The organism is Trichlorobacter thiogenes, assembly GCF_900167465.1.
GTDB lineage: Bacteria > Desulfobacterota > Desulfuromonadia > Geobacterales > Pseudopelobacteraceae > Trichlorobacter > Trichlorobacter thiogenes.
Genome location: NZ_FUWR01000002.1, coordinates 152983 through 166248, shown reverse-complemented (window position 1 = coordinate 166248; position 13266 = coordinate 152983). Strand labels below are relative to the sequence as shown.

At 53.4% G+C, this 13266-nt stretch carries 18 protein-coding genes; 6 read left to right on the top strand and 12 right to left on the bottom strand.

Annotation, left to right across the window (positions count from 1 at the left end; translation table 11 throughout):
* Positions 1-50 precede the first annotated feature (50 nt).
* Genes ychF through ispE form a run of 5 tightly spaced genes read right to left on the bottom strand, consistent with a single transcriptional unit; the run spans position 51 to position 4256 of the window.
* Complete coding sequence (gene ychF, locus B5D39_RS04080; protein WP_078789123.1) at positions 51-1145, bottom strand: redox-regulated ATPase YchF; 1095 nt, start codon at positions 1143-1145, stop codon at positions 51-53.
* A gap of 5 nt (positions 1146-1150) precedes the next feature.
* A complete protein-coding gene (gene pth, locus B5D39_RS04075) occupies positions 1151-1732 on the bottom strand; it encodes an aminoacyl-tRNA hydrolase (RefSeq protein ID WP_078789122.1) in 582 nt (193 codons plus the stop codon).
* A gap of 60 nt (positions 1733-1792) precedes the next feature.
* Entirely contained in the window at positions 1793-2377 is a 585-nt protein-coding gene (locus B5D39_RS04070) for a 50S ribosomal protein L25 (RefSeq protein WP_078789121.1), read from the bottom strand.
* Between the two features lie 52 nt (positions 2378-2429).
* The gene (locus B5D39_RS04065; protein WP_078789120.1) at positions 2430-3374 is read right to left on the bottom strand and encodes a ribose-phosphate pyrophosphokinase; all 945 of its coding nucleotides are present in this window, start codon (positions 3372-3374) and stop codon (positions 2430-2432) included.
* A gap of 36 nt (positions 3375-3410) precedes the next feature.
* Positions 3411-4256, bottom strand: a complete 846-nt coding sequence (gene ispE / locus B5D39_RS04060) for a 4-(cytidine 5'-diphospho)-2-C-methyl-D-erythritol kinase (protein WP_078789119.1) — start codon at positions 4254-4256, stop codon at positions 3411-3413.
* 175 nt (positions 4257-4431) lie between these two features.
* Here ispE and B5D39_RS04055 point away from each other — a divergent pair, with 175 nt between their 5' ends.
* From B5D39_RS04055 to B5D39_RS04045, 3 genes are read left to right on the top strand one after another with little or no spacing between them, the layout of a single operon-like run.
* Positions 4432-5454 (top strand): agmatine deiminase family protein, encoded by a 1023-nt coding sequence (locus B5D39_RS04055; protein ID WP_078789118.1) that lies wholly within the window; start codon positions 4432-4434, stop codon positions 5452-5454.
* Positions 5451-6335 carry a carbon-nitrogen hydrolase gene (locus B5D39_RS04050; RefSeq protein ID WP_078789117.1) on the top strand — a complete coding sequence of 295 codons (885 nt, stop codon included), beginning with the start codon at positions 5451-5453 and terminating at the stop codon, positions 6333-6335. The genes B5D39_RS04055 and B5D39_RS04050 overlap by 4 nt, the downstream gene beginning before the upstream one ends.
* Positions 6336-6344: 9 nt before the next feature.
* Positions 6345-6734: an Hpt domain-containing protein gene (locus B5D39_RS04045; protein WP_078789116.1), complete on the top strand. Its 390-nt coding sequence runs from the start codon at positions 6345-6347 to the stop codon at positions 6732-6734.
* Positions 6735-6809: 75 nt separating this feature from the next.
* On the opposite strand, the gene B5D39_RS04040 is transcribed toward B5D39_RS04045, so the two are convergent.
* The 7 genes from B5D39_RS04040 to B5D39_RS04010 form a co-directional block, all read right to left on the bottom strand.
* The gene (locus B5D39_RS04040; RefSeq protein WP_078789115.1) at positions 6810-8003 is read right to left on the bottom strand and encodes a pyridoxal phosphate-dependent aminotransferase; all 1194 of its coding nucleotides are present in this window, start codon (positions 8001-8003) and stop codon (positions 6810-6812) included.
* Positions 8004-8028: 25 nt separating this feature from the next.
* The gene (locus B5D39_RS04035) at positions 8029-8649 is read right to left on the bottom strand and encodes a hypothetical protein (protein ID WP_078789114.1); all 621 of its coding nucleotides are present in this window, start codon (positions 8647-8649) and stop codon (positions 8029-8031) included.
* A gap of 81 nt (positions 8650-8730) precedes the next feature.
* Complete coding sequence (locus B5D39_RS04030) at positions 8731-9045, bottom strand: DUF134 domain-containing protein (RefSeq protein ID WP_078789113.1); 315 nt, start codon at positions 9043-9045, stop codon at positions 8731-8733.
* Between the two features lie 25 nt (positions 9046-9070).
* The gene (locus B5D39_RS04025; RefSeq protein WP_078789112.1) at positions 9071-10048 is read right to left on the bottom strand and encodes an SLAC1 anion channel family protein; all 978 of its coding nucleotides are present in this window, start codon (positions 10046-10048) and stop codon (positions 9071-9073) included.
* A 32-nt stretch (positions 10049-10080) separates the two neighbouring features.
* Entirely contained in the window at positions 10081-10494 is a 414-nt protein-coding gene (locus B5D39_RS04020; RefSeq protein ID WP_078789111.1) for a DUF302 domain-containing protein, read from the bottom strand.
* The gene (locus B5D39_RS04015; protein WP_078789110.1) at positions 10491-10952 is read right to left on the bottom strand and encodes an iron-sulfur cluster assembly scaffold protein; all 462 of its coding nucleotides are present in this window, start codon (positions 10950-10952) and stop codon (positions 10491-10493) included. The genes B5D39_RS04020 and B5D39_RS04015 overlap by 4 nt, the downstream gene beginning before the upstream one ends.
* Positions 10949-11338 (bottom strand): NifB/NifX family molybdenum-iron cluster-binding protein, encoded by a 390-nt coding sequence (locus tag B5D39_RS04010; RefSeq protein WP_078789109.1) that lies wholly within the window; start codon positions 11336-11338, stop codon positions 10949-10951. Before B5D39_RS04010 ends, B5D39_RS04015 begins: the two co-directional genes overlap by 4 nt.
* Before the next feature lie 213 nt (positions 11339-11551).
* Between B5D39_RS04010 and rpsF the strand changes: the two genes are divergently transcribed.
* Genes rpsF through B5D39_RS03995 form a run of 3 tightly spaced genes read left to right on the top strand, consistent with a single transcriptional unit; the run spans position 11552 to position 13256 of the window.
* Positions 11552-11920, top strand: a complete 369-nt coding sequence (rpsF, locus tag B5D39_RS04005) for a 30S ribosomal protein S6 (RefSeq protein ID WP_078789108.1) — start codon at positions 11552-11554, stop codon at positions 11918-11920.
* A 20-nt stretch (positions 11921-11940) separates the two neighbouring features.
* Complete coding sequence (gene rpsR, locus B5D39_RS04000; RefSeq protein WP_078789107.1) at positions 11941-12276, top strand: 30S ribosomal protein S18; 336 nt, start codon at positions 11941-11943, stop codon at positions 12274-12276.
* A gap of 11 nt (positions 12277-12287) precedes the next feature.
* On the top strand, positions 12288-13256 hold the full coding sequence (locus tag B5D39_RS03995; protein ID WP_161947416.1) for a YybS family protein: 969 nt from the start codon (positions 12288-12290) through the stop codon (positions 13254-13256).
* Positions 13257-13266: the final 10 nt, after the last annotated feature.

Sequence of the window (13266 nt, the reverse complement as noted above, 5' to 3'; positions counted from 1 at the left end):
GCGAGGAAGTGAGTACCGCGCAACGCAGGAGATTGCCTCCGCAGCAGTTTTTACACGTTGAAGCGGAAGTGCATGACGTCTCCGTCCTTAACGACATACTCCTTGCCTTCCAACCGCATCAAGCCCTTTTCCTTTGCACCTGATTCGCCGTTGCAGGCGATATAATCGTCATAGCCGATTACCTCTGCCCGGATAAAGCCCTTCTCAAAATCGGTATGGATCACCCCGGCCGCCTGGGGAGCTTTCGTGCCTTTCGTAATGGTCCAGGCCCGTACCTCTTTTACCCCGGCGGTAAAATAGGTGATCAGTCCCAGCAGGTCATAACCGGCACGGATCAGACGATCCAGGCCGGATTCCTGCAGCCCCATCTCCTCAAGAAATGCCTGCTTTTCATCACCATCCAGCTCAGAGATTTCAGCCTCAATCTTGCCGCAGATCACCACCACGCCGGCACCTTCTGCAGCAGCTATCTCACGCACCTGAGCCACAAAGGGATGCTTCCCCTCCAGATCGTCTTCAGCCACGTTAGCCACATACAGTACCGGCTTGGCAGTCAGCAGGTGCAGATCCCGCAACCAGATCCGCTCATCCTCGTTTTCAGCACAGTCCTTGATTTTCTTGCACTGTTCCAGCAGCCCTCTGATCCGCTCATACAGGGCAACCTCTTCCTTGGCCTTTTTATCACCACTGCGGGCCAGCTTTTCAGAACGCAGGAGCTTCTTTTCAAGGGTATCCAGGTCTGAAAGCGCCAGTTCAGTGTTAATGATCTCAATATCGTCAGCAGGCGAGACCTTGCCGGCCACATGCACCACATTGTCATCATCAAAACAGCGCACCACATGGACAACCGCATCAACGGAACGGATATGTCCCAGAAACTGGTTGCCCAATCCTTCGCCAGCACTTGCCCCTTTAACCAGTCCTGCAATATCGACAAATTCAATGGTGGTGAACTGACATTTCTGTGGTTTGACAATCACAGAAAGCTGGTCAATCCGGGGATCAGGAACCTGGACAATGCCGACATTGGGATCAATGGTGCAGAAGGGATAGTTAGCCGATTCAGCACCGGCTGAAGTGATGGCGTTGAAGATAGTGGACTTACCCACGTTAGGCAGACCGACAATACCACAATTGAAACCCATAACCGTTATCCTTCCAGGTATGACTTATTATTAAAAAGACTCATCGCCTTGGGAACCCCTTCATCAAGGGCTGTTTCCAGCATATCCAGAGCGCCGTCCAGCACTCGTGCGAAAACATCCATCTCAGTGGGGGTGAAAATACCCAGGACATGGTTGGTCACCTCGCCATGCAGTGGTCGCCCGATGCCGAGGCGTAGACGGGTAAAATCACCCTTACCCAGCTGTTGCATAATGGAGCGCAGACCGTTTTGGCCACCGTGGCCGCCCCCATGTTTCAAACGGGCAGTCCCCAACGGCAGATCAATTTCATCATGCACAACGATTAACTGTTCGGCTTTAAGTTTATAGAACTGCAGGGCAGGCATAACCGACTGACCGGAAAGGTTCATAAAGGTTTGCGGCTTGAGTAACACCAGCCGTTTTCCTTTGCGTTCCCATTCAGCAGTCAGTCCACCAAACTGTTTACGGACTATCGACAGCCCTTCAAGCTGGGCAATCCTGTCCAGAAACAGAAAACCCGCATTGTGGCGGGTCCATTGATACTTTGAGCCGGGATTCCCCAGCCCTGCAATAACGATCGTATCCATAGTATGAGACAGAAACAGGCCGTAGAGAGGAACATCTCCACGGCCTGTTCACAGGTCGTATCAGGCCTCTGCTGCAGCCTCTTCCTTAACCTTGCCCAGCACACCAACAACCGGTGTCTTAGGATTGTCAACGCACTTTACGCCGGCAGGAAAGCTGATCTCACTGACGTGGATGGCATGGCCGATCTTGAGGTCAGCGATGTTGATCTCAATATGCTCAGGAATTTGAGCAGGCAGACACTCAATATGCAGGGTATGGTGGGCAAAATCCAGCATACCGCCTTCTTTGACACCAGTTGCAGTGCCAACCAGGCTAACCGGCACGATGATCCGTACTTTCTCATTCATGTTAACCCGGTGCAGGTCTACATGCTCAGGAGTCCGCTTGAGAACATCACGCTGAATCTCAGCCACAATGACGACAACCTTATCCAGATCACCGCCACCTTCAAGGGTGATCAGGTTGTTAAGGCCACCTTCACCAGCAATGGCAGCGTTCAGAGCCTTGGGCTCAAGGCTGACAGCCACCGGCTCTACACCACGGCCATACACAATACCGGGAATACGTCCGGCAGCACGCAGCCTGCGGCTGATACCTTTGCCGGTACTTGTACGGGTTTCAATCTTCATTTGGGTCTGTTGCATGGTCTTCCTCCGAACCTAAAAGCGGCCTGTCTGACCGCAAATTTTTTCCTGCTTATGTAAATAGTGAACTTACTGACTCATCTTCGTGAATACGACGGATCGCTTCAGCTAACAGCGGGGCAACTGACAGCACCTTGATCTTGGAGGTACGATCTGCCCTTTCTCCCAATGGGATAGTATCAGTCAACAACACCTCTTCAATCACCGAACCGTTGATACGGTCAATGGCCGGACCGGACAGGACGCCGTGGCTCGCTGCAGCATAAATCATGGCAGCACCATTCTGCTTCAAAGCACCGGCAGCCTGGGTCAGGGTACCGGCAGTGTCGATCATGTCATCCAGAATAATGGCGATCTTGCCCTTGACATCACCGATCAGGTGCATCACCTCGGCCACGTTGGGTCCGGTACGACGCTTGTCAATCAGTGCCATCGGACATTCAAGGCGCTTTGCAAAGCCGCGCGCACGCTCAGTACCACCCGCATCAGGGGTTACCATAACAATATCCTGACCGGCAAAACGTTCCTTCAGGTGATTCAGAATAACCGGCGCAGCGTACAGGTTATCCACCGGGATATTGAAGAAGCCCTGAATCTGGGCGGCATGCAGATCAATGGTGACCACGCGGTCAACCCCTGCGGTGGTCACCAGATCAGCCACCAGCTTGGCAGAGATAGGGGTGCGGGGGGCAGCCTTACGGTCCTGACGGGCATAACCGTAGTAGGGAATTACTGCTGTAATGGTAGCAGCTGAGGCCCGCTTCAGGGCATCGGTCATTACCAGCAGCTCCATCAGATTATTGTTGGTAGGCGCACAGGTTGACTGTACCACATAGACGTCACGACCACGGACGTTCTCACCGATCTCAACCATGACCTCGCCATCAGAAAAGGTCTTAACCCCGGCATTCCCCAACGGGACACCAAGCGCATCACAGATTTTCTGAGCCAGATGAAGATTGGAATTGCCTGAGAACACTCTGATCTTGTCGTACATGGAACGCGCTCTACCTTTCAGACAGAAGAATACAGCCTAAACCGTTTCAACCACGGCAACAAACCAGTCACGATTGGTACGCAATGCGTCACCAGCCTTGCGGGCTGTCGCCTCACTATCAAACAAACCAAACACGGTCGGGCCGCTACCGGACATTAACGAGCAGCATGCCCCCTGGGCTATCAGCTCACGTTTTATCTCGGAAATAACCGGAAATGCTGGGATAGTTACCGCTTCAAGATCATTTGCCAGGACACCACAGATTGCTGCAACGTCCTCAAACGAGTCGGGAATTGTAGCCAGACGCTCCCGTTGTGTCAACTGCAAATTTTTATAGACCCATGCGGTTGAGACCGGCAGGTTGGGATTAACCAGCACCACCCAGGCAGGAGGAAGCCCGTTCAGCGGGCTTAGCTTCTCACCAATCCCCTCAGCAAGGGATGTCTGTTGAAAAACAAAAAAAGGCACATCAGCCCCCAGCTTGACACCAATCTCCATTAATTGCTCACGGGAAAGCCCCAGCCCCAGCAGTTCATTCAGCCCCAACAGTACCGCCGCACAATCACTGCTGCCCCCCCCCAGACCGGCAGCCACCGGAATATTTTTCTGAATGGCGATCTCTACACCGGACGGTTGGCCTGCCAGATCCAGCAAGGCCTTGGCTGCCTTCCAGGCGATATTGCCCTCGCCATCCGGCACTCCTTCCCGCCCGCACCTGACCCTGATACCCGGCTCACTGCTCAACGAGATCGTCACCTCATCACACAGATTGATCCGCTGCATGATCATACGCAGTTCATGGTACCCGTCAGGGCGCCGTACGATTACATCTAGACGATAGTTAACCTTGGCTGGCGCCTGCAGGACAATACTCTGAAGCATAAAAAACTCCATCCGGGTAAAATAATAGGTGAGAAGATAATTTTTCTAAACCAAACCGGACAGCAAGGCAAGGGCAAAGAAACTTGCAGGCCACGCTGTTCACCGTTATACTCGCCGTTCATCTGCCAGGACATAATTGGCAACATATGAAAGAACGAAAGGAAGCTGCTGCTCCATGAAGATTCGATTACCTGCTGAATGGGAACCACAGGACGGCGTCCTGCTGGCATGGCCCCACCCTGACACTGATTGGGCAGACCGGTTACCAGAGGTCTGCAACACCTATACCGAGCTGATCCGCCAGATTGTCCGTTTTGAGAAGGTCCTGCTGGTTGCACCGGACCCTGAAGCGGTACTCAAGCATCTTTCCGAAGCCGGGGTTGATCTGACCCGCATTACTATCTGCCCGATTGCCACCAACGACACCTGGACCAGAGATTTTGGTCCGATTACGGTGGAGGTGAATGACCAGCCGACCCTGCTTGATTTTGGCTTCAACGGCTGGGGGCTGAAGTTTGCCGCCAACCTTGATAATCAGGTCACCCAACAACTGAAGCAGCAGGGAACACTGCTGCCCCGGGCCAATATCATCGGCCTGGTGTTTGAAGGTGGCAGTATTGAGAGCAACGGCTGTGGCACGGTCATGACCACCAGCCAATGCCTGCTCTCCCCCAACCGCAACCCGCAACTGACCCGCCAGGAGCTGGAAGGAGCGATGCAATCCCTGTTCGGTGCACAGCAGGTGCTCTGGCTTGAGCATGGCCATCTGGAAGGGGATGACACTGACGCCCATATTGATACCCTGGCCCGGCTCTGCCCCAATGATACCATCGTCTATGTGGCCTGTGATAATCCAGCTGACAGTCACTATGATGCCTTGCAGAAAATGGAGCAGGAACTGAAGCAGCTGACCACCCCGGCTGGTTCCCCCTATCGGTTACTGGCCCTACCCTGGCCAGAAGCCAAGTATGATACTGACGGCAACCGGTTACCAGCCAGCTATGCCAACTATCTGGTGATTAACGATGCTGTGCTGGTCCCCACCTACCGCGATCCGGTGGATAACGGTGCCCTGGCCATGATCGCCCTGGCCTTCCCCGGCCGTGAGATCATCGGTATTGACTGCCTTCCACTGATTGAACAGCATGGTTCCCTGCACTGCGTCACCATGCAACTGCCACAAGGGGTATTGACATGAAACAGTTGAAGGTGGCCCTGATTCAGCAAAGCTGTTCTGACAACCAGACCGAGACCTTTGCAAAAAACGGAGACATGGTCCGCCAAGCAGCTGCAGGCGGCGCAAAGCTGGTGGTACTGCAGGAGCTTCACAACGGCAGCTACTTTTGTCAGACCGAGGCAACTGAACAGTTTGACCGGGCTGAGCCGATTCCCGGCCCAGCCACAGAACGGCTTGGCGCACTGGCAAAAGAGCTGGAGATCGTGCTGGTCACCTCGCTATTTGAACGTCGTGCCCCTGGACTGTATCACAATACTGCGGTGGTATTTGAGCAGGATGGCTCCATTGCCGGTACCTATCGCAAGATGCATATCCCAGATGACCCCGGTTTTTATGAAAAATTTTACTTTACCCCTGGAGATCTGGGGTTTACCCCAATTTGCACCTCGGTTGGCACCCTGGGGGTCTTGGTCTGCTGGGATCAATGGTACCCAGAGGCTGCCCGCCTGATGGCCCTGGCTGGTGCTGATCTGTTGATCTACCCCACTGCCATTGGCTGGGACCCGACTGACACCCCGGAAGAGCAGGGACGCCAGCAGGATGCCTGGGTAACAATCCAGCGCGGCCATGCGGTTGCCAACGGTCTGCCGGTTCTCTCGGTTAATCGGGTCGGCTTTGAAACATCACCTGATCCCCAGGCAGCAGGCATCAGATTCTGGGGCACCAGCTTTATTGCCGGACCGCAAGGGGAGCTGCTTGCCAAAGCTAGCACTGATACAGAAGAGATCATTACGCTGGAACTGGATCTTGAACGTAGTGAAACAGTACGCCGCATCTGGCCTTTCCTACGGGACCGCCGCATTGATGCCTACGGAGACCTGACCCGGCGTTTCCGGGACTAGGAGCAGCGGATGGAAACGGTTGCACTTCTTGATCACCACTATCTGAGAGAGAACTACCATCAGGCCGGGTTCAGCTATCTGCTGCCTGAAATTCTGGAACTGTTCCGTGATCAGGCGACCCTCCATCTTGAAACGATTGAACAGCACCTTATGCAGGGCAACCTGCATGAGGTGGCTCAGGAGGCCCATACCCTGAAAGGGGCAGCCGGTTCAGTCGGTGCTGCGGCCCTGGCACAGCTAGCCCATCACCTTGAAGAGTCTGCACCTGTTAGCCAGATTGCCGAGGTTTCACAGCAGGTACGTGCGCTACGCGAGCTAATAGCCCAGACAGATACCGCCATTACTACGGAACTTGTACGTCTGGGCACTGGCGCAGATGATGATCTGGACCAATTCTGACTCTGCTTGTTACCTGCTAACGCAAAAGGGCCACCTGATACACAGGCGGCCCTTTTGCGTTAGCAGATTCTGGTGCTATTTCTTCAACCCTACCTCGGCAGCAAGCCGCTCCCAGGCTGGCAGACTGCGTTCAATCATTCCTGCATCAACACAATAGGCGATCCTGAAATAACCGGGCGCACCAAAACCAGATCCAGGCACCAGCAGAATATGATGTTTCTGAGCCAGCTTGACGAACTCCACGTCATCAGCAAGGGGTGATTTGGGGAACAGATAAAAGGCGCCATCAGGCTTGACCATGCTGAAACCCAGACCGGTCAGGCTGGTGTAGAATAGATCACGCTTTGCCTGATAGGCCCCGCTATCCACCGACGCATCCTGTAACCCGGCCACCAGACGCTGCATCAAGGCCGGTGCATTCACAAATCCCAGAGTACGGTTACAGAAAACCGCTCCTTCCATAAACTGCAGAGCCGTTGCCATACGGGGATTGACCGCCAGATACCCGATCCGCTCACCCGGCAAGGCCAGGTCTTTACTGTGGGAGGTCACCATCACGCTGGATTCGATCAGCGGAAAGATGTTGGGAACCTTCACACCGTCATAGGACAGACGGGCATAGGGTTCGTCGGAGATCACGTAGACCTGATGACCGGTGCGGCTCTGGGCATTTTTTACCAGCGCACCCAGTGCTGCAAGCTCTTCAGCCGTGTAGATCACCCCGGTAGGGTTGTTGGGAGAGTTAACAATAATGGCACGAGTCTTGGTGGTGATCGCGGCCTCAATGGCGGCCAGATCAAGCCGGAAGGTATCCCGGTTGGTCCAGACCTCCACCGGCACCCCGCCGTGGTTATCGATGTAGAATTTATACTCCACAAAGTAGGGAGCCAGGATGATGACCTCTTCGCCGGGATTCAGAATGGTCTTCAGCACCACGTTCAAGGCACCACCGGCACCACAGGTCATGATGACATGCTCTGCAGTCACCGCCAGACCGGAGTCTGTAGCCAGCTTGGCTGCCACAGCGGCACGGGTCTCAGGATAACCGGCATTATTCATATAGCGGTGCATGCCAGGCAACGGATTGTCTGCCAGCTGCTTCAGGGCTGCGTGAAATGCCTCTGGTGGTTCAACATCCGGGTTGCCCAGGGTAAAGTCATAGACATGCTCTGCTCCGAACTCCTGACGCAAACGCTCACCTTCTTCAAACATCTTACGGATCCAGGATGAACGGGAAATATATCCGGCAATCTTGTTTGCTATGGCCATATCAGTTATTTCTCCAACACTCAGATTATTTTTTCAGTTGTTCTACGATTGCAGGCAAGGCCCGCTTAAAGGCCGAGGCAAAGGCCTTCTGCAGGACATCCTGATGTAGTTTTTCTCGATCCTTGACTGCAAAATCTGAGAAACGGGATTCAAAGCTCAGGGTATTTGTCTTGGCCCCCTTGACCCAGATTTCAACGGAAAAACTGACCCGACAATCAGCTTCAACCTTGATCAGCGAGCGGGTTTCATCAAGCTGCAGCGCACTGGCTGCCAGGACCAGACCATATTCAGCATCTTTCGGCACTGTCTTAGCGACCTGCACCGTATAGCCTGCCCGCAACAGCTCCTGCTGGAGCGCATCGCGAAGCAGTGCCGTTGGAGCGGTGGGGCTGGTGACGTTCCCCTTTACCTTGCCGTCAGTATCCTTGACCTCACCCAGAATCCACTGAATCCGCTCACCCACACCGGGAACGGTTCCTTCCAATGACGAAGCAAGCACCAGCGAGCCACCAGGGCCTTTGGCGGCACCAACCGGCTGATAGCTGGGCTTCAGTTGCAGATCTGATGTGGCACAACCGGCAAGCAGTGCCACCAGCAGCAACATGACGGTCAGGTAGCTTGACCTAAAGAGAGGTACGAGAGGCATGGCAACTCCTCCTTGGATGTTGAGTTTAGATACAGGTGGGACAGTATACCGGGAATGGGGGCAAACGCAAGGGGCAGCTAACTACGGGGCAGGTTCAGCAATCGGTTTGTCGCGACCGGAGACCGCCAATGCAGCCTGTTTCACCAATGCCTCCGCAACCTTACGCCGGGCCTCGGAAAGCAGACGCTGCACGGTGCCACGGGAAACCCCCATGCAATCACCAGCCTCGGCCTGGGTCATCCCCTGGCCATCACAGAGATGCAACGTCTCCAGTTCATCATGGAACAGGGTAATGCATTCAAGCTGCCCCAGCGGGGTTCCGGCAGGTTTGTAGACCGCCTTGAGGGCAAGGCGGTCCGGGCAGCTACAGGTGTAGGGTTTACGTGGTCTAGGCATAGAGTGTAACCTTAAGAGTACTAATTTATTCTGGTTCGCAGATTTCGCCTTTAGCTATTGCCTGAATGGTTTTAACAATCAGAAGCACCACAAGAGATGTCAAAAAGACCAACAGGAATGTAACCAGGGTGGCAAAAAAGACACCGCCAATTTTTTCAAGCATGATGGTTGAAGCGATAGTAATTGCAGCAGTTGGAAATGAATAGGCCCACCAGGGAAGCGCAAATTTAACCTTTACAAACTGCTTCCACTGAAAAAACAACAACAGCGTCGTAAAAAGAGCAGCATAGTACAAAATTCTGCCCGGATCATCCAGGACGCCTTTATGAAGCCGCATCCATGCAACGAAACCGACAGCAGGGGGAGCTATTAAAATAAATAAGGTAGGCAACAACTTTGTTGGCACAGGGTTATGAAAGAAGAAGCGGTTCATAAGGATGCTCAGCAGGACAATCCAAAACAGGATTCCTATGCTGAAAAAGAACCAGGATATTTCCATGTAGCCAAGCGGGACACCTGCGACAGGCACCAGAATGTTACCAACAATCGGAATGAACCAGGCCGGATTGCTATGATGTATCTGAAATTTTTCATGGTGGATCCATGCTGACAAAACAATCAGGGTAAATATAAGCTGCACAGAGCTACCCAAAAACCATAAAGATTGCAGCATAACATGCGGCACAAGACCTTCGGCAGCTATGACGAGCAATAGCAAACCAATAGAAATGGTTGGAAAGAAGCTAAGCCGGATTGGATGCCTAAACTCATCAACCACATGGTGCGAATGACGCGTCAACTTGGTTAGATACGTAAAAGCAATAACCAGGTAAACTGCTGCCGCAAAGGCACACAGCACCGGACTTACCAATGTTTGCCAGTGCCAGACCTGTTCAACTTTTTTATAGGCAATAGTGAGACCAGCCAGACCCATGACTACTGAAAAAAATGAGATCGGAAAATATTCAAGACGCCCATGAGCGGCTGGTGTTGTGGTTTCCATTATATAAACTCCCTGACCTTACGGTGTTAATGTTACAGCGAAGCCTGAATCGCCTGCTCAATCTCATCATAGGTACTGCCAACCGAGCTTGCAAACTCGGCATCCTGCACCAACGCCTCAATCATCTGCTGGTTAAAGCGCAGAAACCGTACCTGAGTACGGCCTTCAGAGCTGAATACCGTGACAAATTTGGGCATCAAGGCAGCCCGTTCCGGGTTCTTCTGTAGACTGCCGGCAGCCTTTTCCGGCTTGCAGATCTGGATCATATGCAGATCAAACCCCTCACCAACCTGCACCCCGTGGGAACCAAAGGTGTGGGACATCTCCATCTTATCTTCATTGTGGATCAAAAAACCTGACCGCAAACCAGCCTCTTTAAGATCTGCAACAAATTGCCAGACCGGCTTGATTGACTCACCTCGATACAACTGCGCCCAATTACTCATAGTTGTTCTCCTTCAGCAGGTTTCGGGTCTCTGCCTGTCATATCCACTTCAAAATCAATCGGCGGTGCCTCACCGGTAATGGTGCTGGTATACTGGGCAATGGCAGCATGCACTGCCGAGGCGATCAGGTTGGAGCAATGTTCCTTATCATCGGGCAGCCCCCCCAGAGCGGCTGTCACAGTGGCATCAGTTACCAGCAACGCCTCATTCAGGCTTTTGCCCTTAACCAGCTCACTTCCCATTGAGGCTGTGGCAATCGCTGCACCGCAACCCTTGATCAGAAAACTGACCTTGGCCACACAGCCATCATCAATCCGCATAAATAAGAGTAGTGTATCGCCACAATCCGGGTCCCCCACCTGCACCACGACGTTGGCATCATCCATGCCTCCAACATTACGGGGATTCCGGGCATGGTCCAGAACCGTCTCGGTATATTGGTTATAGCCGTCGCTCAATGGCAGCACCCTCCTCCATCAGTGGCGTGGCTATGGCCGCCACAGACACTGCCTGGCGCAAACTCCTGAAGCCCGGCACCAGCAAGAGCGGCAATATTTTCGCGGATTGAAGCCCCCTGCGCCTGAAAGACCCTGTAGCCGGCTCGGTTCAGAGAGATCAGCGCACCACGCCCGATCCCGCCCACGACAATACCGTCAATATCCAGACCTGCGACAGCCTTGGCGGGATTGCAGGCGCCATGCTCATGCACCTTGTCACTGTTGTCCACCAGACTGGTCTGGCCGGTTGCAGCATCAACAACGATAAAGCGGGGGGCAGAACCAAAATGTCCGTAAACCTCACTATCCAGGCCCTGATCCTGTACTACCGGAAAACAAAGTTTCATAAGGTACTCCTTCACAGCGTTATTTGCATATGCACACATTAAAAGCATCCAATCTTTTTATTGTCAAGTTTTTCGTTCATATACACAAAATATATTTCTGCTTGCCTTTAGGACATAACTATAGTAAAGGCATACTCCTTTAAGGCGGACACATGTTCGCTACTCCTTGCTCCGGCCAGACCGGGGCTACCTAATCCATGAGGAGGATTACACATGAGGAAGTACGAAACCATCTTCATCCTCCAGCCGGACCTTTCAGAGGACGACATCAAGTCAGTTACTGACAAGGTTCAAGACGTGGTTGCATCCCTAAAGGGTGATTTCCACCGGCTGGACGACTGGGGAACACGCAAACTGGCCTATGCAATCCGGAAGTTCCCCCGCGGGCGTTACTACTACCTGCGTTTTGACGGCGGAGCACAACTGGTGGCTGAACTGGAGCGTCGTCTCCGGCTTGACGAGAAAGTGTTGCGCTACTTAAGCGTTAACATCACTGACGAGCCCGAGAAGAAGGTAGCTGAGCGCAAGCCGGTTACCGAAGCTGCTGAAGCCCCTGAAGCTGCTGAAGCTGCGGCTGAATAACGTTCCGGAGGACAACACCAATGAGCGAAGCAACAACATCGACACCTAGCACCTACACCCCACGCCCCGGCGGTCGCCCAAGTGGTCCCGGTGGACGTCCCAGTGGCCCCGGTGGCCCACGCAAGAAGCGTCCTTTTCAGCGCCGCAAGGTATGCCGTTTCTGTGCTGAAAAAGACACCACCATTGATTACAAAGATCCACGCACCCTGCGCTACTTCATCACTGAGCGTGGCAAGATCGTACCCCGTCGTATCTCCGGCAACTGCTCCAAGCATCAGCGCGAGATTACCGAGGCGATCAAGCGGGCACGCAACCTGGCACTTCTGCCACTTGCAGCCGGCCACGCACTTCCGTAGTCCGGCAATTTGTGGAGCAGCTTGAATCTCAATCAAACGGCGGCCAAAAGCTGGCCGCCGTCTTGATCGGCACCCTGGGCTCAGGCCTGCTCTTCAGCGCCAGCCTTGCGGTACCCGTCATAGGTTTTGTTTCGGCTTTTCTTGCCCCGGCTCCGCTGGGGCTTGCCCGTATCAAGGGTGGCAGTGCAGTTGCCGGTTTTAGTGCGCTACTGGCCACTTTGTTGCTGGCAATACTGTTTTCCCCACCGATTGGTGCATGGTATGTGGTCCAATGTGGCTTGATCGGACTACTGGTCCCGGAATTGGCACTAAAAGGTTTCAGGCCATCACGCACCATCATCTGGACAACAGCTGCCGGTCTAACCCTGACAGCGCTGATTGTTGCAGCGTTTGTCATCAGCAACGGCATAAATCTTCAGCTCTTTATACAAAAAGAAATTTCCGATGGTATCAATCAGGCAACCAAGCTCTACGAGCAGCACTCAGGCTTGCCTGCTCAGGATCTTGAGGTTCTCAAACAGGGTATGCAAACCGTAGGACAGATCATGTCCCGGACCTACCCTGCCCTGACCACCATCAACCTGGGATTGATCAGTGCAATCACTCTGCTGCTGTTTATGCGTACGGCGACCAAACGTGCCGTAGCAGTTAACGGCTCTCCCTTCAAGGAGTTCAAAACTCCTGAGCCACTGATCTGGCTACTGATTGTGGCAGGCTTTGCCATGCTGGCACCATCGCCACTGCTTACCACACCAGCCTTGAACATTCTGAGCGTGCTGGGGATACTGTACTTTATGCAGGGACTGGCCGTGCTGATTACCATCAGCGAGCGGTCCAGTTTTGCAAACACCTTGAAAGTGCTGCTTGGCATTATCCTCTTGACCCAGCCGTACCTGGTTGTTGTGGTAACCGTACTTGGTATCTTTGATTATTGGGGTGACTTCCGCACCCCGCGTATAACCCAGGAAGAAAACCTGTAAAACAGGCTCG